20 protein-coding genes are annotated in these 21992 nt (G+C 49.7%); 5 read left to right on the top strand and 15 right to left on the bottom strand.

The features are described from left to right. The first annotated feature begins 221 nt into the window (after window positions 1-221). The 3 genes from LI015_RS18420 to LI015_RS18410 all read left to right on the top strand — a co-directional run bounded on the left by LI015_RS18420 (window position 222) and on the right by LI015_RS18410 (window position 3124). On the top strand, window positions 222-1598 hold the full coding sequence (locus tag LI015_RS18420; protein WP_002566555.1) for a cell wall-binding protein: 1377 nt from the start codon (window positions 222-224) through the stop codon (window positions 1596-1598). 190 nt (window positions 1599-1788) lie between these two features. Beyond that, window positions 1789-2358 (top strand): hypothetical protein, encoded by a 570-nt coding sequence (locus tag LI015_RS18415; protein ID WP_002570723.1) that lies wholly within the window; start codon window positions 1789-1791, stop codon window positions 2356-2358. Window positions 2359-2518: 160 nt separating this feature from the next. After that, complete coding sequence (locus LI015_RS18410; RefSeq protein WP_002566557.1) at window positions 2519-3124, top strand: cytidylate kinase-like family protein; 606 nt, start codon at window positions 2519-2521, stop codon at window positions 3122-3124. 93 nt (window positions 3125-3217) lie between these two features. On the opposite strand, the gene LI015_RS18405 is transcribed toward LI015_RS18410, so the two are convergent. The 13 genes from LI015_RS18405 to LI015_RS18345 all read right to left on the bottom strand — a co-directional run bounded on the left by LI015_RS18405 (window position 3218) and on the right by LI015_RS18345 (window position 16384). Beyond that, window positions 3218-3964, bottom strand: coding sequence for a LytR/AlgR family response regulator transcription factor (locus LI015_RS18405; protein WP_002566558.1), 747 nt, complete (start codon window positions 3962-3964; stop codon window positions 3218-3220). A 110-nt stretch (window positions 3965-4074) separates the two neighbouring features. Beyond that, window positions 4075-4698, bottom strand: coding sequence for an undecaprenyl diphosphate synthase family protein (locus tag LI015_RS18400; RefSeq protein ID WP_195632817.1), 624 nt, complete (start codon window positions 4696-4698; stop codon window positions 4075-4077). Window positions 4699-4777: 79 nt separating this feature from the next. Beyond that, on the bottom strand, window positions 4778-5572 hold the full coding sequence (locus LI015_RS18395) for a glycerophosphodiester phosphodiesterase (protein WP_227125963.1): 795 nt from the start codon (window positions 5570-5572) through the stop codon (window positions 4778-4780). A 126-nt stretch (window positions 5573-5698) separates the two neighbouring features. Beyond that, window positions 5699-6679: a DUF1848 domain-containing protein gene (locus LI015_RS18390; protein ID WP_227125960.1), complete on the bottom strand. Its 981-nt coding sequence runs from the start codon at window positions 6677-6679 to the stop codon at window positions 5699-5701. A 196-nt stretch (window positions 6680-6875) separates the two neighbouring features. Next, entirely contained in the window at window positions 6876-7253 is a 378-nt protein-coding gene (locus tag LI015_RS18385; RefSeq protein WP_002566562.1) for a cupin domain-containing protein, read from the bottom strand. Beyond that, window positions 7241-8308 carry a LacI family DNA-binding transcriptional regulator gene (locus tag LI015_RS18380; protein WP_227125958.1) on the bottom strand — a complete coding sequence of 356 codons (1068 nt, stop codon included), beginning with the start codon at window positions 8306-8308 and terminating at the stop codon, window positions 7241-7243. Before LI015_RS18380 ends, LI015_RS18385 begins: the two co-directional genes overlap by 13 nt. Window positions 8309-8331: 23 nt before the next feature. After that, the gene (locus LI015_RS18375; RefSeq protein WP_227125956.1) at window positions 8332-10314 is read right to left on the bottom strand and encodes an FAD-binding protein; all 1983 of its coding nucleotides are present in this window, start codon (window positions 10312-10314) and stop codon (window positions 8332-8334) included. Window positions 10315-10330: 16 nt separating this feature from the next. Further along, entirely contained in the window at window positions 10331-11095 is a 765-nt protein-coding gene (locus LI015_RS18370) for a 3-ketoacyl-ACP reductase (RefSeq protein WP_119205857.1), read from the bottom strand. Window positions 11096-11108: 13 nt separating this feature from the next. Then, window positions 11109-12401 carry a TRAP transporter large permease gene (locus LI015_RS18365; RefSeq protein WP_002566566.1) on the bottom strand — a complete coding sequence of 431 codons (1293 nt, stop codon included), beginning with the start codon at window positions 12399-12401 and terminating at the stop codon, window positions 11109-11111. Beyond that, entirely contained in the window at window positions 12398-12934 is a 537-nt protein-coding gene (locus tag LI015_RS18360) for a TRAP transporter small permease (RefSeq protein ID WP_002566567.1), read from the bottom strand. Before LI015_RS18360 ends, LI015_RS18365 begins: the two co-directional genes overlap by 4 nt. Before the next feature lie 25 nt (window positions 12935-12959). Continuing rightward, a complete protein-coding gene (locus tag LI015_RS18355) occupies window positions 12960-14081 on the bottom strand; it encodes a DctP family TRAP transporter solute-binding subunit (RefSeq protein WP_002570729.1) in 1122 nt (373 codons plus the stop codon). 48 nt (window positions 14082-14129) lie between these two features. Further along, the gene (locus tag LI015_RS18350; protein ID WP_002592166.1) at window positions 14130-14888 is read right to left on the bottom strand and encodes an SDR family oxidoreductase; all 759 of its coding nucleotides are present in this window, start codon (window positions 14886-14888) and stop codon (window positions 14130-14132) included. Between the two features lie 212 nt (window positions 14889-15100). Next, window positions 15101-16384, bottom strand: a complete 1284-nt coding sequence (locus LI015_RS18345; RefSeq protein ID WP_002570731.1) for a 4Fe-4S dicluster domain-containing protein — start codon at window positions 16382-16384, stop codon at window positions 15101-15103. A gap of 335 nt (window positions 16385-16719) precedes the next feature. Between LI015_RS18345 and LI015_RS18340 the strand changes: the two genes are divergently transcribed. After that, window positions 16720-17124, top strand: coding sequence for a sigma-70 family RNA polymerase sigma factor (locus tag LI015_RS18340; RefSeq protein ID WP_002566573.1), 405 nt, complete (start codon window positions 16720-16722; stop codon window positions 17122-17124). A 200-nt stretch (window positions 17125-17324) separates the two neighbouring features. After that, entirely contained in the window at window positions 17325-18104 is a 780-nt protein-coding gene (locus LI015_RS18335; protein ID WP_227125954.1) for a LytTR family DNA-binding domain-containing protein, read from the top strand. A 184-nt stretch (window positions 18105-18288) separates the two neighbouring features. Here LI015_RS18335 and LI015_RS18330 read toward each other — a convergent pair whose 3' ends face one another. Both LI015_RS18330 and LI015_RS18325 read right to left on the bottom strand, forming a co-directional pair. Next, window positions 18289-19731: a glycoside hydrolase family protein gene (locus tag LI015_RS18330; protein WP_227125952.1), complete on the bottom strand. Its 1443-nt coding sequence runs from the start codon at window positions 19729-19731 to the stop codon at window positions 18289-18291. A gap of 21 nt (window positions 19732-19752) precedes the next feature. Continuing rightward, complete coding sequence (locus tag LI015_RS18325; protein ID WP_227125950.1) at window positions 19753-21984, bottom strand: clostripain-related cysteine peptidase; 2232 nt, start codon at window positions 21982-21984, stop codon at window positions 19753-19755. Window positions 21985-21992: the final 8 nt, after the last annotated feature.

The following is a 21992-nucleotide window of genomic DNA, read 5'->3' as shown; positions in this document are numbered from 1 at the left end:
ACTATGGAGAGTATAGCATAAAACGCCTTAAAATAATACTATATTTTCTCTTACAATGACCGCCGGAGCGGCTTTAGGGGCCCCCCTCCAGTGCCTTCCATAACTTCCAGCAACCATCACTATCATTACACATTCATGTCCGTTATAATAAACCACGTAATGCAACACCGGATTTTCGGCCACAGACAAACACACATATCAAAAAGGAGAGATTCATTATTATGAAAAAACAGATCAAAGTTCTGGCTGTATTATCCACTGCCATGTTCATGGCAGCAGTAACCCCTAACTTCATCGGCACCGCTTCCACTGCTTACGCAAAAACCGTGGGCTGGACAGAGGAAAACGGAAACTGGTATTACTATGATTCTTACGGAGAGGCAATCACCGATACCTGGAAGAAGAATGGCGATGACTGGTACTACCTGGATTCAGACGGAATCCGCGCCGCTGACAGACAGATTGATGAGTATTACGTAGGAGAAGACGGAAAACGCGTGAGCATGAAGTGGGTTTCCGTGGAAAATGAAGATTTCTGGGATGAGGACGATGCTCCTGAATTCCTGTACTACTATTATGGAAGGGACGGCAAGGCCCTGACCTCCAGATGGGCTTCCATCAATGGAAGCTGGTATTATTTCAACGAGGACGGTATCATGCAGACCGGCTCCATCACCGTAGATGGTTACAACTACTATCTCGGCGAGGACGGAAGCAGAAAGACCGGCTGGATTCTTCTGGCAGATGAAACCGATGATCCGGAATACGTTGAATCATGGTACTACTTCGACAATACGGGCAAGCGTATTGAAAATGAAGTTGACAAAAAGATTGAAGGCCAGTACTACACCTTTGTGGACGGCCGCATGCAGACAGGCTGGTACAAGCTTCCTGTCCAGGCAGCAGCAGAGTCCGGCGAGGCCCAGACAGCTACCCCTTCCGAGGCAGCTCCTGTGTCTGAGCAGACCGCTGCCGGCTATCAGTACTACGATGAGGACGGAAAGCGCGCTTCCGGATGGAGAACCATCGAGGGCATAGAAGGACTCAGCGAAGAAGCCGAGCTTTACCGCTTCTATTTCAAGAACGGCAAGCCCTACCATGCAGAAAAGGGTCTTGAACTGTTCACCATTGAATCCAGAAAATACGCTTTTAACACAAAGGGAGAAATGCAGACCGGCAAGAAGGTGGTAAACCTGGAGGACGGCAACGTGGCTAACTTCTACTTTGATGAAGAGGGCGTTATGAAGACCGGCAAGCAGGTCATCTTCGATGAGGACTTAGGCGAGACCCAGAACTGGTATTTCCACACCGACGGCTCCAGAAAGGGCCAGGGCTTCCACGGCATCAAGGACAATGTGCTGTATGTATACGGCCTGCGTCAGGAAGCTGACAAGGACCTGCGCTTTGCACCTGTAGAGTTAAACGGCAATCAGTATCTTGTAAACAGCAACGGCGCCGTACAGAAGGCCACCTCTTCCTCCAAATCAAACGCCATGCCTGAGCTTGGCAGCGGCTACAAGGATTTCAAGGACGAGAACGACAAGGTATGGACCGTAAACACAGAAGGTGTCATCCAGACTCAGAGCACCGCACAGTAACAGATACACAGCAACCATAAGGCCGCCCCTGCATCCGTTCATTTAACCGGCGGCCCACGGCAGACTAACCAATTAGTCTGCCGTTTTTTTGTCCAATCTGACGAATTTACAAAAATCGCAAAAAAAAGTGGTATATTTTGCGATTTGAAACGCTATATATATTAATAAGTATTAATCAGGAGAGGACATTATGAGAGAACTTGCTGTTTTTTATTGCCCCAAATGCGGACACTATGCCTATTATCAGACATCCCGTCATCCCCAGTGCCCCAAATGCGGCACCCAGGAAGCCATGCACATGGTCAGGATGCATTACTCGGAATTCATGCGGATGTCCTGCGATGAGCGTGACGAATTTCTCTCCAGGGAAATCCTGAAGACCAATCCGTCCCTTATCACCCGGCTGACCGAACCCCATAAGCGCTACAACAGCCGGGAAATCATTGCTGAAATGAACAACGTAATCATGAACCTGGATACAGAAAACAAAATTCTCAGCGATACGGTAAAATGGATGCACGATACTATATGGGAACTGATGCATGAGAAACGGGAATCCGGCCAGGGCAATGGGACGGCACCCGGCGACTGCGGAGGTTACCGGGACTTCCGGGACTGCGGGAACTGCCGGGACCGGGAACCATCGGAGGAATGCATGGAGGTAACAGCGCACACCGGACAAACAGAGGCAGCATACAGTGAGGCCGCAGCAGCCGATATGTCACAGACCGAAGAGGCAGAAAAGGGATACAAACGATAGCTGGCTGCAGCTCCGGGAAATCCAAATCTGAAAACCAAATCTGAAAAACATATAAATTTCCAACTTTATATATCTTTTGTGCAAATAGTGCGTTATAATAGTACATATAAGAAATGTTTTGTGCATATTTTCATTTTTAAGGTTGGAAAGGAGTGGAACTATGAGCCATAAGATTATCACGATAGCCCGTCAGTTCGGCAGCGGAGGCCACGAAGTCGCCCAAAGGCTGTCAGACCAGCTGGGGATTCCTCTCTATGACCGGAATCTGGTGGAGATGGCCGCTGAAAGGATGGGACATTCTCCTGTAAGCATTGAAAAGGCAGACGAGTCCGCACTGTCCTCCTTCCTGGCCGGCTATCAGATTCCCAAGGAGCCTAATTCCGTAACCGGATATGGATTATCCCTGAATGACAGCACTTATGTCACCCAGACCATTATTATAGAGGCACTGGCCCAGAAGGGCCCCTGTGTCATCGTAGGCCGCTGCGGTGATTACGTGCTCCGCAGCCACCCCGACCTGATTGACGTATTTATCTGTGCGGATATGGAAGATCGGGTGCGCCGGATTATGGATCGCTACAGTTTTTCAGAGAGGGATGCTGTCAACGCCATCAAGTCCACGGATCGCCGCCGCAAAAACTATTACGAAAACTACACCAAACGCAAATGGGGCAGCATTGAGTCCCACCAGATGCTGCTTAACATCAGTAAGCTTGGCATGGACAAGACCGTAAGAATCATTAAAGGAATCTATGAAACCCCATAGGCCTGTTTCCAACTGTCCATAAAAGGCAGGCGTCTGAAGGAAAAACCTTCTGGCGCCTGCCTTGTTTTTGTGCATCTGCTTTTTTTCCTGCATTTATTCTCCGGACGTATCTCCCCGTCCCATTCCCGTCTTGGAAATATACCCCTCATACTGCCTCAGCGCATTCTCCTTAAAAGGAGCGCTGACCGTAAACTCCGAACCGTCAAACAGGGTCACCATACGCACACTGAAGGTGGCCACATACCTGAGATTTACGGCATAGGACTTATGCAGCCGTATGAAACCAGCCTGGTCCATGTTGATTTTGGAAAACAAATTTTCTAAGGTGGAATAGCAATGATATGTATGGCCGGCAGTCACAATCTTTACCCGCCGGTTATCACCTTCAAAATAGAGGATGTCTTTTAAAGGTATTCTGTATACGGTCCGGCTTGATTTGAATTCAAAGATTCCGGCATCACCCTCTATCTTTTCGCAAGCTTTATAAAATATATTCTGGAAGTCCTCTGGCCTGATTGGCTTTTTTATAAAATGAAAGGGCTGGAACTGGAACAAATCCAGCGCGTATTCATCCCCGTAAGCCGACATATAGACAATCATGCTCGTATCATTGCCCAGCTCTTCCCGAATGAACCTGCCCAGTTCAATCCCGTTCCTGTCCCTCATCACAATGTCCAGAAAAATCAAATCATAATGCCGTTCCTTGAGTGCTTCCTCAAATTCCTTACCGGTGTTGAATATCTCAACCTCCAGCCTGCGCCCCTCTTTCCATCGCCTGATATAGTCCTCCAGCTGGCTGCACACCTGAAAGTCATCATCACATATTGCTATCTGTATCATGCACCTGTCCCCGTACCGCAATTTTAATCTTTAGTATTTTACACCCCCCTGGTATTATTAATCTTAAAATGTTGAAAAAAGACGATTACACGTTGAAATTTGTCAAAAAATCACCCTCCCAGGGTAATATCCTGGGCCGCGTACCACTTAAGGGCATCTTCCACATGTTCCCTCTTAAAGTCAGGCCAGTAATCATCCACCACATAAAAATCCGAATACACGGACTGCACCGGCAAAAAGCCTGAAAGGCGCCGTCTTCCGCCCCACCGTATAATCAGGTCGATTCTGGAAACCTCAGCTGTTTTAAGTCCCGGCCCTATGGTCTCATCCTTATAGCCCAAATCCCACTCCCAGCTGTAGTTCACCAGGAAGTTAATCTTCATCCCGCCTTTTCCAAAATCATGCCTGGCGGTAAAGGGAAGAAGCTCATGGGGAAACATGGGGGATTTTGTATTTCCCAGCACAAGCAGGCTGGCATCTTCCTTTGCCAGCTCCTCAACCGCCGCCACACAGGCCCTGGTAAATGCCTGTCTCTGGGCGGAAGGACGCTTTGTGTTATCTGTGGTAAAACCATAAAAGGACATTTCCCCAATCCCCAGCTCCCGGCACATGCGGTACAGGGACATTCCAGGTGTAATCCCGTGCCCGTATCCCTCTGATTTATCCATTCCCTGGCCTTTGGCCCATCTCCGGTTTCCATCCGGGATGATTCCGATGTGTTTTGGCAGTCTCATACCATCTCCTCCATTCCTGCTTATATATGGAAAGTATGGTCTTAAATGGAAAATCTATACAAAAGGCTCCAACCGTGTGTTAGTCCTCCATGATTTTCCTGGGTTTATCCGTAATCAGATTATCCGCCCCCGCTTTCCTGCATTTGTCAACAGAGTAGGCGTCATTAACAGTCCAGGCTATCACTTCCTTGCCCAGGGAATGAATACGGCTCACCGTCTCAGGATTAATGAGGTCTATGCTCAGCACAAAATTGTCAGCGCTGGTAAATGCCTCCGGCTGCTCTATGGCCTTGGATGAGATAAATCCAGTCTCCAGGGCCGGGGCCAGCTGCTTTACCGCCTGAAGGGAATGGTAGTCAAATGAAGTGATCATGCACTGGCCTGCCATGCCCTTGTCCTGAATCAGCCCTACCAGGCGCGCAATAAAGTCCTGGGTCTGGTGGTCATTGACTTTTACCTCTATATTCAGCTTTATCTTATCCTTGCAGTAATCCAATACCTCCTCCAGCGTGGGTATCCTGGTATCCTTGAAAAACGGCCCCCAATGGCTGGCGGTATTAATTTGGCTCAATTCCTCATAGCTCATATCCCATATCTTATCCGGCTTTCCTGTCATCCTCATCAAATCCGCATCGTGGAAAATCACCAGGACCCCGTCTTTTGTCTGCGTCACATCCAGTTCAATCCAGTCAGCCCCATTTTCCACTGCGGCTTTAAAAGCCGGCATGGTATTCTCCGGCGCCTGGGTGTTGTCCCCCCTGTGGGCGGTGATTTCCACCTTGTGTCTCCATCCCTCCCCAGTCCGGTCCTTTGCCAGGACCCGGACCGGAATCATGGATACAATCAGCACAGCGCCTAAAAGGGCTGCTGCCATGTGTCTTTTCCGTATTATATTAACACTCCTTACTATACTAACACTCCTTACTATACTAACATTCCGTACTATATCAACCTTCCGCATCATATCAAAGCTCCATCTGTATTCATTTTCAAATGCTGTCTATTCCGGTTCCCCATCCTCCGAAACGTCAAATGCAAGGCGCATCTGGCCGCCGCCGGCAGGACAGACAACTGATTTCATCTCACGCACCGTAATCCGTTCCTCCCCGGTGAGCCGGCCGCACAAAAGGGGCGAGTCCGGGTCATGTAACCTGCGTTTTACCTCCACCTGCTCCGGGCTGAAATTCGCATAGCAATATCTGCAGAGATGGGAGCAGGTGTTGTAAGCGCCGATATCCACGCTCTTGACACAGCCGCATTCCTCCCTCTGGGTACTGTCTTTTTTTACATCCAGGGGACGGCCCAGCAATCCGGCAATCAGCTGGTCATCAATACATTTTCCCTTCTGTATATGGAAACCGGATAAATCCGCTGCCTCCGAACATGTCCGGACGGTCATGCCATGCCGTTCTGCCTCCGGACCCATAAAGGATGCCAGGGATACCATGTCCTCCCCTGTCATTGCCCGGGTCTGAATCCGATCCATCCGTCCTTTTATCTTCCGGTACATATCCAGGAAACTGATGACGCAGGTATGGGTATATCCCTCCAGGCTGCTGCACAGCCGTGAAAACCACTGGAAATGGTACTCCCTGGTATAGGACGGACTGAGAAGCACCGGATCATACCTCCATATGACACGCTCAGGCCCCAGCCTGGCCGAGAGCTCCCGGAAGGTTTTTACCAGCTCATTCTTATGGGGAAGTCCGAGTTCCACATCCGCCCCATAGGGTGTCAGGGTGAACTGGAAATAATAGGGGTATCCCAGCCGGTCCAAAACAGAAAGCCTCTCCATCATAGGCCCCGGGTCCTTTGTCCAGAACACAAAGCAGTCCACGGTGTCCTGGTTCAGAAGAATCTTGCTGACCTGCCCGGGGTTCATGGGGTTCCTTACATACAGGTACCCTTCCTCCAGCCGTTTGAAAAACCAGTCCGAATAAAACGCAGGAATGTCTGTCCTTCTGCTGGCACTGATGATCATGGCGGCTCCTCCCTTCTTTGGCTTACGCGGCAATCTGTGTAGTCTAATATAACATATGGGGTGGATGGAAGCAATCTGTGAGGGAATTAAAATCCTTATATTTGCAGTGAGATATCATAAAATCCATCCGGCGGGCGGAATTTTATTCCCCCGGCCGGATGGATTCAGCTATTTTCACCCGTATTATCTTATCTGCTTATTTTATCTCCCCGCTCTGCTCCTTGGCCCAGTGGTCCACTATGATACTTGGAGCATACACAAACATCATATGCAGTTCCTCTTCACCTGTGTTATACAGAGCGTGTTTTAAATTACCTGGAATAAAGATACAGTCCCCTTCCTTTACCGGCTGTTTCTCCCCGTCCACCTCCATCTCCCCATGTCCCTTAATAATCGTGTAGGACTCCACCGTCTCGTGGTCATGTTCCGGTATGCCGCCGCCTTTATACACCACCACATAGCCCTGGCAGAACTTGCTGCCCTCCATGGCGCCATTCTGGCCCAGTATTACCCTGGTGCGCCGTCCGGCCGGAAATTCGGTCCCCTCTATATCCCATATATTTACTTTTTCCATTTCATTCCTCCAGATTGTCCGGAGTGTGTCTTAGCATCCCGTTCAGACACACTCCGGGAAATCAGATTCTTCACAGACTCCCGTTCAATCAGCCTGCCTTTAAAATAAGTCTGGCTCTTGTGTGCGCAGGTCTGCGTCTTTATCTGCTCCATCAGCTGTTCAAATATGATTCCCGCCGTATCTGCCAGGGAATGACGCAGCGTAGTCAGAGGAGGATCCAGATATTTCACCTGAGGGATGTCATCAAACCCCACTACGGATATATCATCCGGTATCCTTAATCCGCTTTTGGTAATACCCCTGTATACGCCGTAAGCCATAAAATCATTGAACATGAATACGCCTGTGGGACGTTCCTCATGGCGCATCAATTCAAGGGTTTTATAATAGGCGTCGTCCTCGGATTCTACATCGCGGACAATATACTTTTCGTAGTCCTCTATTCCGCACTCCCCAAGGGCTTCCAGTGCTCCTTCCAGACGTTCCCGGTTATATTGGCGGTCTTTATCATTAATATAAAGGGCAATCTTCCGGTGTCCGTTGTCTGTCAGACACTTCACTGCCTGGTAAGCCGCGTCGGCATTGTCAATATTAATACAGGGGGCATCCACATCAAAGGTACGGTTTACAATCACCATGGGAATCTCCCCTATGTATGGTTTCACATGTTCTACATCCTCTGTGGATGCAATATACAGTATGCCGTCTACAAACAGATATTTAAGGGTTTTAAAATACTCCTTCTCCTTTTTCACATCTCCCAGTGCATCACACAGAATCAGGGAATATCCTGCCTTTGTAGCGCATGCCTCCATATATTTTACAACCTCCGGATAATATGGATTCATGATATCCGGTATGATAAGGCCGATCAGCTTGCTGCCGCCTTTTTTCAGGCTCCTGGCAGCCAGGTTGGGCTTATAATTCAAATCACTGACCGCCTTCATCACTTTCTCTTTTGTCTCTGGCTCTACAAATGCCACGCCTGACAGTGCTCTGGATACTGTGCTGGGAGAAACCCCTGCATATTTTGCAACATCACGAATTCCTACCATTGGTATTCTCCTTTAACCGTCTTTTACCTTATAATACCATCTTCACGGTAATCTTTCCAGACATTTTCAAACCAGATTTCCTCGTCGGGAAGGGGTCTTACCGGCCTCCAGGATACGCGGCATTCTTTTCTGTCCGCCTCATAATAAATCTCCTGCAGTACGGTTGTGTCCGTCTCCTCCGTCCTGTTCCTGAACCGCTCATCCAAATGCGGGTTAGGTACCTGCCCCCCGGCATTATATACCAGATAGGATCCTCTGCTGATGCCCACTCTGGCGTCATAATCCCTCAGGGCCTCTAAATATACAAACTGGCTTATAAGAAGATGCTTCAGTTTATACAAATCCTTAAGTACCTCCGGCCCCTTAATCATAACCTTCTGCTCCAGCTGTTCCCTCTGTCTCAGGTTTTCCTCAAGCGCTGTCCGTATCCCTTCCTCTGAGCGGATACATGCACCATATTTGGTCATCCTGATTCCCAGCAGCCTTCGCTGGCCGGCCACATCCGTCATACAGCTTTCAGACCCGCGCAGGACGCGTTCTCCAAAGGCAGTCTCCTCTTCCACCTCCTTCATATGTCTGCTGAGGAACTGCTCCCTGGAGCAGGGTTCTCCTCCATACCGCTTCACAATATACTGGCTGGCGCGTATGGCGCCGACCTGCCCCGCATTCAGTGCGCTTCCTCCGGGACGGTATATGCCATGGGAACCATTAACCTCACCGACCGCAAAAAGATGCCGGATATTGCTCTCCCACCACTGGTTTCCTCCAATTCCCCCGTTGTTATGCTGGGCGCACACAGCTATCTCCAGATACTCTCCGGACAAATCAATGTGATGGCTGCTGTAAACTTCAATGGCCGACGGATTCATATGTTTCAGCCGCTCATAGGGTGTATCCAAAAGAGCCCTGGAATTCTCAAGATATTCCCTTGCCTCACCTGCCAGGTACCGGAACGAGACATCTCCCCCTTCCATCAGCGGGGACGGGTTATGCATGAAATCCAGAAAGACCCGTCTTCCCTTTAAGACTGTCTCCTGATAAACAAGCAGATCAATAAGGGATGATCCCTGCCCTTCAACCTTTCTGGGGTCAAAGGGCCACTGATACCCTTTTAAGAAAATTGCCGTCAGAAGCTGTCTGGGCGTGTCAAAATAATCATTCAGGAATTCCCTCTCATGGCTTCCGTCCTGCTCCGCAGACAGATATCGGGGCAGGCATTGCTGGAATGTCCCTGACAGATTCCACCTGTGTTTTACAGATGCAATTCCAAACTGGGACTCAGTCAGATTCTTTGCAACAGCTCCCGCCTCCAGCAGTACCCCCATTCCGCCTGTCTGGCTGACAGGATATACGCTGGCCTGATACATTCCAGCTTCCCCGCCGGTGGCCCATATAATGTTGACTGCTGAAAATACGGCATACCGTTCATCGGGCGAAGCAGCCTTTTGTTTATTCAGGGCAATGATGCCTGCCGCCCTCTTGTCACCGTCCTTCTCCTCTGTAAGCAGGCGTACTGCCTGATAGCCGTCAAAGAAGGGTATTCCCCGTTCCTCTGCCTGGCGTTCCAAACATTCGGTCATGTATTTGGATGTCAGCGGCCCTGCGGAAATACCTCTCTTAAGAGGATCATGGTCCGTCTTATATCCCACATATTCCCCGCTCTTATTAAAAGGGAAAGGAACTCCGATATCCACCAGATGGTAAAATGCCCTGAGAGAGCCTGCGGCCTCGGCCATGGCAATGTCTCCATCCACACATCCGCCCTCAAACAAGGTTTTTGCCATTTTCCGGACGCTGTCCGGTTCACTGCCGCACTGGGTCATCTTATAGTAGGTCTGTTTGTCTGAACCCGTATTCCTGGAAGTTCCCATGTACCGTCCTTCTGTAATCAGGGCAATGTTTTTCTGCCCCAGCTTATGAAGTGTTACGGCTGCATTAAGACCGGCTGCTCCGGTTCCGACTATGATTGTATTGTATTGATAAAAAGGTATCCTGTTAATATCCATATGCTGAAACCACATCCTATAAACGCCGGATGTGGAACCCTCCATCCACATCTATGTAATTGCCTGTCGTGTAACAGAAATCGTCGGAACAAAACGCCCTGACTGCCTTAGCCACATCCTCCGGAACTCCCCATCTCGCAATGGGGAACATCCCCTGTTTGATTAATTCCGTATACTTTTCTTCCACCTGGCTGGTCATATCGGTACGGATGACTCCGGGCCTTATTTCATATACAAATATGCCCTCAGGAGCCAGCCTGTCCGCAAAAAGCTTGGTGAGCATGGAGATTCCTGCCTTGGAAACACAGTACTCCCCTCTGTTAACGGATGATACCTGGGAGGAGCAGGATGAAATGTTGATAATTGTCCCTCGCTTGCCTCCATACACAGGCTGTTTCATCATCTGCCGTGCCACTGTCTGTGTCATGAACATAGTTCCCTTTGTATTGGTCCCTATTACATAGTCAAAGCTCTCCTCTGTCATATCCAGCAAATCCGTCCTTACCTTCGGCGCCACCCCCGCATTGTTGACCAGCACATGGATTTCCCCGAAGTGTTCTGCTGCTTCCCGGACAATACGGATTCTGTCCTCGGACTTTCCTATATCACCTGCATACCAGGCATAGGAGATACCTGCATCCCGGAGTGTTCTGGTACTTTCCGGATAAAAGGATTCACCGCGTGTAGCCATGACAGCAACCTGATAACCGTTTACCCCCAGTTCCCGCGCAATGGCCAAACCAATCCCCCTGCTTGCTCCTGTTACAAGTGCTGTCTTCATATCCGTTTACCTCCTATTTCATAATCAGTTCAGGCAGCGTCATTGTCAGCGCCGGAATGAAGGTCACAAGCAATAATGTGATGAGCATGGGAATATATAACGGCAGCATGGCCTTTGAAACTTTTTCAATTTTCATATTTCCAATGGCGCATCCTGTAAACAATGCTGTTCCCACAGGCGGTGTACATAATCCGATTCCCAGATTCAGCATCATCATGACTCCAAACTGGATGGGACTCATTCCAAATTTTGTCACAACCGGAAGCAGTATGGGAGCCATAATAAGCACCAGAGGCGCCAGGTCCATAACGCATCCCAGCAAAAGCAGAATCAGGTTGATCAGAAGCAATACCACAATCTTGTTGTCGCTGATGCCAAGAAGCAGGTTTGTGGCCAGGGTGGGGACATTCAGATATGCCATCACCCAGCCGAAGGCGCCTGCCGCGGCAATAAGCGCATATACCATGGAAAGGGTTTTAATGGTATTTCCCAGCACTACCGGAATATCCTTAAAGCGAAGCTCCCTGTAAATAAAAAATCCTACGAACAGGCAGTAAATACAGGCGACTGCCGCTGATTCCGTGGCGGTGAAAAAACCAGCTGATACGCCGCCGATGATAATAACCATTGCAAGCATTGCGAAAAATGTATCCTTTGTAACCCTGAGTGCTTCCTTAAAAGGCAGCTTCTTTCCTTTGGGATAATGCTTTTTCTTGGAAATGATATAACACATTCCCATTATGAAAACCCCCAGCATAATACCCGGGATATAACCGGCGCAGAACAGGCTTCCCACAGACACGCCTCCTGCCACCATGGAGTACAGTACCATGTTGTGGCTGGGCGGGATGATCAGTCCCTGACAGGAGCTGGCCACGGTAACTGCTATGGAAAAATCCTTTTCATATCCAGCCTCCTCCATCATGGGTATTTCCAGGGCTCCCAGGGATGACACATCGGCAATGGCAGAACCGGAGATACCGCCGAACAGCATGGATGCCAGTACATTTACATGTGCCAGACCTCCGGTTATCTGCCCCACGCATACATTTGCAAAGGCCAGCAGGCGGCTGGATATACCGCCTGCAGCCATGATTTCCCCCATAAGGATGAAGAAAGGGATTGCCAGCAGTGAAAATGAGTTAAGCTGTTTGGACATTTGCTGCACCAGGGTCATGACAGGCACCTGGATATACAGCATGGTGAAGGCTGTGGATATAATCATTGAAAAGGTAATAGGGCATTTAATCATAATAAGCAGCACAAAGGTTATGAGAAGGATTGCGATAGCTATATTTGGGTTCATTCTTTTTCCTCCTCCTCTCTGTTAAACTTACCCGCATCATCGGTTTTCTTGTATTTCTTCAGGCCCATTATATCCAGGACCGTAAAGTAGATAATGGCAACGCCGCTGACCGGTATCATAATATACATAAGAGATGACGGCCATTTTGTTACCGGAAGCCTCGAATCCATGGTAGACAGCACCATCCGGACCCCGTAGACAGTGAAGAAAGCGCCTACCAGCAGCGTAATAATCCGGTTCAGCACATCAATCACATTCCTGATCTTTACCGGAAACTTATCATAAAACAGCTCTACGCCGATATGCAGGTTCTTTTCCGCCCCAATGGCAATGCCCAGGAACGCCATCCAAATCGTAAGCAGCAGCGCCACCTCCTGGTTCCAGCGGATATTGGTCCGCAGTATATTCCTGCAGAATACCTGGGCGCATATGATTACGATTACAACGGCCAGGACCCACCTTGCATAACCATATATAACCTTGTAAAACAGATTGAAAATATCAATTAGTACCTTCTTTATTCCTTTCAGCATCTTCAGTCTCCTATATGCCAGTCCCCTACTTGCCTGCTTCTACAATCTGGTCAATGATGTCCTTATAGGCGCCGCCTTCATAGGAATACCAGATTGGCTCACAGGCGTCCTGGAACGCCTTTAATTCTTCCTCAGTCAATTCAGTGATTGTGACATCCTGCTCCAGCAATTTCTGTTTGGATTCTTCCTCTGCCTCTGCCCACAGCTCCTTCTGGTACTCCCAGGATTCCAGAGCCGTGTCATCAATAATTTTAAGATCTTCTGCACTCAGTTTTTCACGTGACTTTTCGCCCATGACCAGGATGTCGGCCGACCTTGTATGATGGTCCTCCACAAAGTAGGGAGCCACTTCAAAATGGGACTGGTCCAGATAATTGACGATGGAATTCTCAGCAGCGTCCACAACGCCGGTCTGGAGCGCGGAATATACCTCGGAATACGCTGTCGCTACCGACTGGCCGCCTAAAGCCTCCACCATGGACATCATCAGTTCGGACTGCTGTACTCTTACCAGCATACCCTTCATGTCCGCAGGGGAATGGATTTCCTTTTTGGTGTTATAGAAACATCTGGTTCCTCCGTCATAGTAGGTAAGGCCGTAAAGCTTCTTTTCCTTCATCTTATCCCCGCGCAGGATTCCCATACCGATATCCCCGCCATGTACCTTCCAGAAATGCTCTGTATTTTTATAAATATAAGGCATCATTAAGGCATTGTACTCATCCACAAAATTAGTCATGGTGGACAGATCGGCTTTTACAATATCCATGCCGCCATACTGGAGCTGCTCCAGGCAGGAGATGGCATCTCCAAGGGTTCCGTTGTTGTACACCTCAATGTTGACCCGTCCGTCTGTGCGCTCCCTTACCTGGTCCGCAAACCACTCCACGGCTATAGTGGTACAGTTTCCATCCGGCTGGTTATTGGAAAGTTTTAAGGTGACTGTGTCACCGGATGCCTCAGTCTTGCTCTCCTCCTTATTCTCCTCCTGTGCGGCAGTATCTCCTTCTGTTTTTTCCTCTGCCTTAGCCTCTGTCTGTGTCTCTGAGCCGGAGGATGGTGCCGCTGTGGTTCCTGCATTTCCCCCTCCGCATGCTGTCAGTGTCATCACAAGACCCAGTGCCATCATAACGCTTCTTTTCTTCATTGTATTCTTCTCCTTTTATTCCTGCGCGTAACGCGCATAATTAACCTGTTACCTGGCAGAATACCCGCCGTCTATCGGAATCATGATCCCGGTTATATAATCCGATGCCCTGGAGGCAAGAAATACTGCCGGACCCTCAAAATCATCGGGGGTTCCCCAACGTCCTGCCGGAATTCGCTCATCCATGGGCTGCCGCCGCTTTGAATCACTCCAGATTGCCTTTGTAAGCTCTGTGGCTATGTAGCCCGGCGCAATGGCATTGACGCATATACCGTAAGGTGCAAATTCATTGGACAATGCCCTCGTCATGCCCATGACCCCGTGTTTGGAGCAGGTATAACCGCTGACCTCAACACCTCCGAAGGTGGTAAAAAGAGATGCGGTATTGATGATTTTCCCTTTCATCCCTTTTTCCCGAAAGTGAATGGCGGCCTTCTGGGACAACCGGTACGGCGCCTTCAGATTAACAGCAATCACCTTATCAAACATCTCTTCCGGATATTCAAATGCATTCTTCCGAAACTGCATACCTGCATTATTGCACAGGATATCCACATGACCGGCTTCTTCCAAAAGGCGTATCCACACCTCATCCACATCAGAAGAAACTGACAAATCCACATGGTAACACCTGCACTCCCGCCCCAGATTTTCAACTGTCCTTCTGGTATCTTCCAAATCCCCGATATCTAGCGCAATGATATCTGCTCCTGCCCTGGCAAGCCCGGCTGCCATACCTTTGCCGATGCCTGTTGCACAGCCTGTAATCACTGCCTTTTTCCCTGCAAGAGAAAACAATGAATCCATATGAAATCTTAACCTCCCCTCCCATGAAAACGGTTTCTTGTATCGTTATGTACATATTAACTCATGAAAACGGTTTCGTCAAGAGTAAATTGTAGATTTTTTAAATTATAATAAACAATATAAAAAAATGGAAAGGGATGAAGATTTTACCCTTCTTCCCTTTCCGTCTCTCCTGTAATCCCTGAAATCTATTATTAATTGGTTCTCCCTGTTCATCCCTTCTCCCGCTTCGCCGCCAGCAGCCTGTCCAGGTAAACAGACTTGAACTGTTTGCTGGCCATGGCCTGCTTAAGCGGCGGCAGCTCCAGGATAGCGCTGAACAGGGCGGCCATGGCCCTGTGGTTGGAAAACGCCTGGTTGTCAAACACCAGATTGGCCAGTGTTCCCTTCTCAATGGCCTGAAGAACAAATCTGTGGGTGCTGTTCACCGGTGTGATGATCTGCTCCGTCCTGCGCTCCATGTGAATGGCCTTGACGCCGCAGTTCCTGGCGCATACGCCGCAGCCCAGACAAATATCCTTATCCACCACGGCCCGCTTCCTTCCGTTTTCTCCTTCCTCCATGGATATAGCCAATACCGGACATGCCTTTGCGCACTTTCCGCAGCCAACGCACTGGTCCCCGGTAATATCAGGAATATAATTGGTGGTGGCCACCGGCTGCATGGGACTGAAATGCCTGGCAGCCTGGAGCGCCTCACAGCAGCACCCGCAGCAGTTGCAGATAAAAGCCGGGTGCTCCCGCACATTTTCCCCTATCTGTACCAGATTGCTGGCGTAGGAGCGTTCCAGCGCATCCAGCGCCTCCTCCCTGGAGATAAGTCTGCAGTAATCCCCGTGCTGGGCCAGGGAACGCGCCACATTGTCAAAGGTCAGGCATACATCCCAGGGAGCGTTAATCTCGCAGGGATGGCCTGCGTGAGACATTTTATGACGGCAGTAGCATAGCCCCAGACCGATATACTCTGCCTCCTCCACGATGTGGGTCGCCCGCTCATAATCCAGGATGTGGTTCATCTTGTCATTGGTCAGAACCGGCTCCTGGACAAACACACGGCCCAGCTTTGTCTCCGTGGCATAAAACAAATCCTTGATAAAATCCTCCTCCACATTCATATACTGGTAATACAATTCACTGAGATACTTTTGGTCAATATCTCCCCTGGTCCTCATCAGGGCAAATTCAATAAACCCGGCCATTGGCGGGGGCATCACGAATTTCCGCACCCCCTTGTCCCAGGAGTCCACCAGCAATGCCTTGCCGCACAGATGATCTAACAGCTTTTCCGCCTTATACTCCGAAGTCCCCCATATCTTTGCCGCCTTTTTTATGGTAAACGGGCGAACCGGCAGCAGCGCCACCCATTTGGCCTCCTTTTCAGAATATAGGACCTGCAGTATCTTATACAGTGTCTCAGAGGCCGGGGCCCCCTGGGTAAACCAGTTGATACGTTCACCCAGGTTCCGGTATGCGTCACGGGTTGTAAGATGTCCCATTGTCTTTACCTCCTCCTTGGATTTTCCTTGATTGTTCCCATTTTTTCCTCTGCCATACCGCGGAGTGACTGAACCCTCATTCCTGTCAGATAAACCGCGTCATGCCCGGGCATGGAACAACCGCTTCACCATCTACTTTAGCACTGCAAAAAATAATATTCAACAGAAAGTACATCACATGCTTCCTTTCCACAAAATCCTGTTTTGTTTCGTTGTTCTATACCATTCATCCGCCGAATCGAACATATGTTCTGATTTTTCTTGACAAAATCCCCCCTCAGTGATATCTTTAAAATACATCACAGATTTCCTTTTCCACATGAGAGGTGGAAAATATGCAATATTACATACGCATTGATAACCGGAATGTATACGTGTCAGAAGAAATTTATAAACTATACTGCAAAGGCGAGCGGAAGGAGCGGTATTTCCGGGAATCAGATATTCATAACAAGACATTTTATTATAATGCACTGGACACAGAAGATTTTAACGGCTGTGATCTGTTTCAGGACACCCGAGCCAAGCCTGTGGATGAACAGGCAGAGGAAGCTCTGGAGCGCTCTCTGCTCTTTGAGGCCATGAAGGACCTGGACCCCAGAGAGAAGGATATCATACGCCGTATTTACTGTTACGACCAGTCCCTGCGCCAGATTTCCAGGGAAACCGGAGTTCCCGTAACCACCCTTCATTACCGTCATGGAAAGATCCTCCGCAAACTGCGCAGCCTCATGGCCTGAAGGGAAGGTGCTGCACAGATTCTCACAGGCATTTAGGCCAAAAGGCCGCCCGGGCCCACATTCAGGTATCTGTTTCACATGCCTGTCGGCTTTGGACGGCCTTTTCTATCCGGTTTTAATCGAACATATGTTCTGTATATCGGATGAATCTTGTAACCACCCCATGAATGCTTTTAACCGGAACAAAGGAGGAATCTGGTTTGAATATTGTTATATCAACTGAACATAATCAGCTTTTCAGACAACTTTACACAGCTGCAGACGCAGCCATCTCCAACCGGCATCTGCGGGGCATGGAGCTATATGCCTTCAGAAGCCTGACACCGGAAGAACTCATCAAGGAAGCTGCCGGCTCTCCCGCAGATCTGTGGCTCATGTTCTTTGACAGCGACAGCCGGCCTGACTGGCCGGATGTACTGAACAGGCTTACATCTTTCAGCAGTCAAATTATGGTCTGCATAGTGAGCAGTGATTACAGCACCGCAGCCCGTCTCATCAACAGCCACTCTGTCCGCGGCGTTGCAGGTTATATCCATCCTGTCCATGACAACTTAGAGCGCTCCTGCCTGAACATCCTGACCTATCTGAACCGCCGTGTAACTTCTGCAGATGGATTTCTAATCGTGCACGGCAGCAGCCGTGACACCCGGCTTTCCTTTTCCAGCATCTATTATATAGAAACTGTAAAAGGAACTCATATGTGCAATATACACTGCTCGGACGGAGTATATACCTTCCGTTCCGGCATAAAAGAATTGTCAGAAAAGCTGAAGCCGCCCTTTCGTCAGGTCCGGGCATCCACCATAGCCAATCTGTCAAATGTCCGGTCCTTTGAACCAACCCAGGGCATTCTTTCCTTTACAGGCGGTATTTCATGCTGCTGCTCCCGCAGCTACAGGCATGATGTGTCCGATTATTTCCGCAGGCATCCGCGTCATGTGCATGCGGAAGGGGATATGGCGGAAAGGGGACCCGGGTGACGGGAAGGCGGCAGGGAGAGAATACGGCAGTGAAAAGACCATCCGAAACACATAATGCGGACACTTTTATGCCGAGCACATTAAAAGGGCAGAGATTCCCACATCTGCCCTTTCCTTTCACATCTATCTATAATTACCTGACATTTCCCTGGGGCAATACCAACCACCGCCCTTCTGTCCCCTGTCATGATAAAAATAACTGCCGTTCCATCATCCGCCGTCTGGTGAGTCCCTCCAGTACCTTTCCTGCCGCTTTGTTCCATTTAGGAAATTCATCCGCTGCCCCTTTCACATCACCTGCGTGCAGACGCTTCAAGAGCGTACTGTTCCTGAGAGCGCCTGCCCCCAGATTATAGGCAAAGCTTACCAGGGCGTCAAACTGGTTTTGGGTTACGCTGCACTCCAGCACCTTATTTACAGCCTTCTCAAAGGCCCTTAGGTCCTCCCTCAAATATGCCTCTGCCTGTGCCTGGGTAATCTTCATCCCCATGGACACGCCGGCCGTATGCCCATATCCAATGGTGGGGACCCCTGCTGCGCAGCGGTACGCCTCCAGACGGCAGCCCTCAAACTGTTTAATCAGGCAGATACCTGCATCCGATATCCTTCGTTCTCCCTGGGCATATCCCGCTTTACGATCTGCTTCTGAAGCGGTTCCTGCCTTTGTGACCGGAGGCTGCACTGCACCAGCCGTATATTCGCTGCCCTCGTACGCTGCCAACGCAGGGTTTTTTCCTTCTGTTTTGCCAGGTAATGTATGTTCCGGCTCCCTGCCGTCTCCATTTTCCACCGATATTCCTCCCGTACTAATGGGAATCTCCGCGGATTCTTCTTCCGGAAAATGCAGTACGCCGTTTTTGTCCACCTGTACTATAAACCGTGTCCCAAGCTTTGCCATCTGTCCATCCCGGTTAAAGTAATACGGCTTTCCTTTGATAAGCTGAAGGCCCTTAACCATTGCGAAATCCGCCCCAAAATAATACCAATTATCTTTATAAAGATACCAGTTATTCCGCACCGCATGACCGGAACCGTCGAACCAGAACCACTGGCCTTTGTCCTGATACCAGTCATTGGCCACATACCGTTCCGGTTCCAGATAAAAACGGACCCCTCCGTCTTCTTTGACCCATCCCGTGGGATGGACTGATGGAACTGCTGATTCACTTACCTGCTCTGAATAGTTAATATCCTTAAGTTTCAGCACACTGACCCAGGGTGTATCCTGCGCCCTTGTCTCCACCGTACCGTAATTGATTCCCTTGGCCTCAATGCATGTTCCGTCCCCAATGTACACCCCGATATGCCCTGGCTTCCATAGAGCCCAGCCTGCCATTGTTTCATTCAATGCTCCTATGGGCTGTACCTCACGGGCAGTCTCCTTATAATTGGCGCTTCCCCTCAATATACCGGTGCACCAGGTAATCAGGCCGGAACAATCCGTACAGTGCTTTCCCATAAAACTCCTGGCCTTAGTTATGTACTGGGGTGTATAGACCTTTGGGTTTTCCGCTGCCAGCTGTTTCAGCAGCGCTTCCGTCAGGACCTGCCCCTTCATGCCGAACACATATGGTGTGCCCAGCTTTCCCTTGCAGAATTCAATCAATTCCCTGCTTGTCTTGCTCATAATTTATTTTCTCCTCTCTGTTCATGAACCGGTATCTTCTGTCTCTATGCCGGTAAAATCCGTATAGTAAATATTCTGCCGTACGTCCATCAGCATGAAACCGTAGAAATATCCATCCCCGGATACAGGTACTGTCTCTAAAAGCATGTCATCCGGTTCTTCTATATAAAATTCAGTTCCCATATAGTAGCTGTCCGTGTAGTACCTGTCCTCCGTGATTTGGTCTGGATTATGACCCGTCTCTCCGTGAGAGCTCCCGGCAGTATTTCCGGTTTCATCTCTGATTTCATCTTTTGTTTCATCGCCGGCTTCATCTTTGGTCTCATCTTTGGCCCCATCTTTGGCCTCATCTTTGGCCTCATCTTTGGCCCCATTTTTGGTCCCATCTTTGATCCCATCTTTGGCCTCATTTTTTGCCTCATCTTTGGCCTCATCTTTGGCCCCATTTTTGGCCCCATTTTTGGCCCCATCTTTGGCCCCATCTTTGGCCTCATCAACCGGTTCCTCCTCCACGTCCTCCATATGTTCAACCAGATAAAGCGGAGTCACCCGATCCCCCTCCTTTAACTCATAAATCTGCTTTGCGGCCTCGGAGGTCTGCCCTGCAGGTGTCACGGAAAGAACCTGCCCGTCTTCATGCTCCTCGTCAAACCCTATCCGCATCGTGCACAGCTCCCCATTATACAGAACCGGGGCCATATATTCCGTGTATGCATCCAGATTCATGGTTTCAATCAGGCAAAGTACCTGCCCCTTCATTCCCATATAGCTGTTCTCCGGAGCTGCCCGCAGGGTACCGTCCACGCCAATATCCACATCACTGTCTGTGCAGAGAAGGTAGTAGTTCCCGTCATCCCCCACAGGACAGAATACAGCCAAATACGCTCCTGTCACGTCGGAAACATCCTCGGGGGCTATGCTGATTTCCACTGTACCGTCCTTATGCGCATTTATGTCCCCCCATTCCACGCCGCTTTCCCGGGCCAGATACGCCGCATATCCATCCGTCAGCTGCCTGTAGGCACTGCAGAATCCTGTGGTATCATACGTTTCAAGATCCTCGCTCAGATAGGGGTTGGAACCGCTTGGCAGGTATATAGTAAGACCGCTTGGATTCCCGGGATAGCCTTTGGCCCACTGGTCCGTCACAAGCTTCCCCATCCGCTCCTTCAATGTCTGAAAGGCGCTTTCATCCTGATATACGCTCTGGCAGGCATCCAGGAATTCCAGTACATCCACCAGCTCCGGAGAACCTCCCGCCTGTCTGCTGCCAAATGCCAGCATTTTCATTCTGTCCTTTCCCAGCTCCCTGTACAGCTCTTCCCGCAGTTCCTGGGGTATCCCGTCCACATATTGGTGAAATACCTCATGAAACGCCGGATATTCCTTCATATCCAAAAGGCTCATGGCAACAGGCGCAGTACCTGAGGCATAGTAGGCATCATAGGCATCCACCATAGACCGGCCCACTGCTTCTCCCCATTCCATATCAGACGGCAGACTGTCTCCCAGAGCTGTCATCCAGCTGTAATCATATCCATCCTGAGGTTCCAGCTCCGGAGATGCAATGACATAGCCGGCCCTTCCCTCCAGACAGTCAGCAATCTCCACGCTTCCCATAAGGCAGGCGTCAAACGCCACAAAGTCAAACGCTTTGTCTGCCATAACAGAATGGTCCAGAGCCTCTCTTATCTCCTCTAACGAGAGCCCGTCCCCGTCAAAATGACTGTCGCTTCCGTATCCACCCACCGGACCTCCTCCATGATTCCACAGTATCAACCCATAATGGTTGGCCGGATAAGACTGGACGCCGTAATTGACAAAATCCGTCAATGTATCCGCATCCCCCATGTTCCTGATTTCCATGGGTTCCATGGAGGATATCCCATCCTCTGTCAGAGAAAATCTGGCATAGGGTACACCATCCATTTCATCCAGCTCCCACCGGGTGGAACCGCCTGCCTCAACCACCACATGAAGAGAGGGAAAATTTTCCTCCTGTCCCGCCGTCCTCAGGGCATCCATCATTTCCCTGAGGTCCGCTGTGGCTGCTCCATAATCCCCTTCCAGGTCGCTTCCGTTCATGTAAACCATGATTGTACTGTCCGCCGCCTCTGCGGCCTCTGTATACTCCTTTACCTGTATGCCCTGACGCTCAGAGCCGCTCACCGTATAGAGAGCGGCACCTGCCAGCAGGGCGCTGAGGGCCGCCGCGATTCGCGGCGCAGTGACCCTCTTTCTTTTTTCATCCATCTGCCAAT

Source organism: Enterocloster sp. 210928-DFI.2.20, assembly GCF_020554465.1.
In the GTDB taxonomy this organism is placed as follows: domain Bacteria; phylum Bacillota; class Clostridia; order Lachnospirales; family Lachnospiraceae; genus Enterocloster; species Enterocloster bolteae.
The sequence above is the reverse complement of the archived record's forward strand: the minus strand, read 5'-3'. Positions and strand labels throughout refer to the sequence as shown.

Bases quoted from the DNA above. Each gene is read 5' to 3' on its own strand.
- LI015_RS18420 (WP_002566555.1), top strand. From the start codon at position 222: ATGAAAAAACAGATCAAAGTTCTGGCTGTATTATCCACTGCCATGTTC.
- LI015_RS18415 (WP_002570723.1), top strand. From the start codon at position 1,789: ATGAGAGAACTTGCTGTTTTTTATTGCCCCAAATGCGGACACTATGCC.
- LI015_RS18410 (WP_002566557.1), top strand. From the start codon at position 2,519: ATGAGCCATAAGATTATCACGATAGCCCGTCAGTTCGGCAGCGGAGGC.
- LI015_RS18405 (WP_002566558.1), bottom strand. From the start codon at position 3,964: ATGATACAGATAGCAATATGTGATGATGACTTTCAGGTGTGCAGCCAG.
- LI015_RS18400 (WP_195632817.1), bottom strand. From the start codon at position 4,698: ATGAGACTGCCAAAACACATCGGAATCATCCCGGATGGAAACCGGAGA.
- LI015_RS18395 (WP_227125963.1), bottom strand. From the start codon at position 5,572: ATGGCAGCAGCCCTTTTAGGCGCTGTGCTGATTGTATCCATGATTCCG.
- LI015_RS18390 (WP_227125960.1), bottom strand. From the start codon at position 6,679: ATGATCATCAGTGCCAGCAGAAGGACAGACATTCCTGCGTTTTATTCG.
- LI015_RS18385 (WP_002566562.1), bottom strand. From the start codon at position 7,253: ATGGAAAAAGTAAATATATGGGATATAGAGGGGACCGAATTTCCGGCC.
- LI015_RS18380 (WP_227125958.1), bottom strand. From the start codon at position 8,308: ATGGTAGGAATTCGTGATGTTGCAAAATATGCAGGGGTTTCTCCCAGC.
- LI015_RS18375 (WP_227125956.1), bottom strand. From the start codon at position 10,314: ATGGATATTAACAGGATACCTTTTTATCAATACAATACAATCATAGTC.
- LI015_RS18370 (WP_119205857.1), bottom strand. From the start codon at position 11,095: ATGAAGACAGCACTTGTAACAGGAGCAAGCAGGGGGATTGGTTTGGCC.
- LI015_RS18365 (WP_002566566.1), bottom strand. From the start codon at position 12,401: ATGAACCCAAATATAGCTATCGCAATCCTTCTCATAACCTTTGTGCTG.
- LI015_RS18360 (WP_002566567.1), bottom strand. From the start codon at position 12,934: ATGCTGAAAGGAATAAAGAAGGTACTAATTGATATTTTCAATCTGTTT.
- LI015_RS18355 (WP_002570729.1), bottom strand. From the start codon at position 14,081: ATGAAGAAAAGAAGCGTTATGATGGCACTGGGTCTTGTGATGACACTG.
- LI015_RS18350 (WP_002592166.1), bottom strand. From the start codon at position 14,888: ATGGATTCATTGTTTTCTCTTGCAGGGAAAAAGGCAGTGATTACAGGC.
- LI015_RS18345 (WP_002570731.1), bottom strand. From the start codon at position 16,384: ATGGGACATCTTACAACCCGTGACGCATACCGGAACCTGGGTGAACGT.
- LI015_RS18340 (WP_002566573.1), top strand. From the start codon at position 16,720: ATGCAATATTACATACGCATTGATAACCGGAATGTATACGTGTCAGAA.
- LI015_RS18330 (WP_227125952.1), bottom strand. From the start codon at position 19,731: ATGAGCAAGACAAGCAGGGAATTGATTGAATTCTGCAAGGGAAAGCTG.
- LI015_RS18325 (WP_227125950.1), bottom strand. From the start codon at position 21,984: ATGGATGAAAAAAGAAAGAGGGTCACTGCGCCGCGAATCGCGGCGGCC.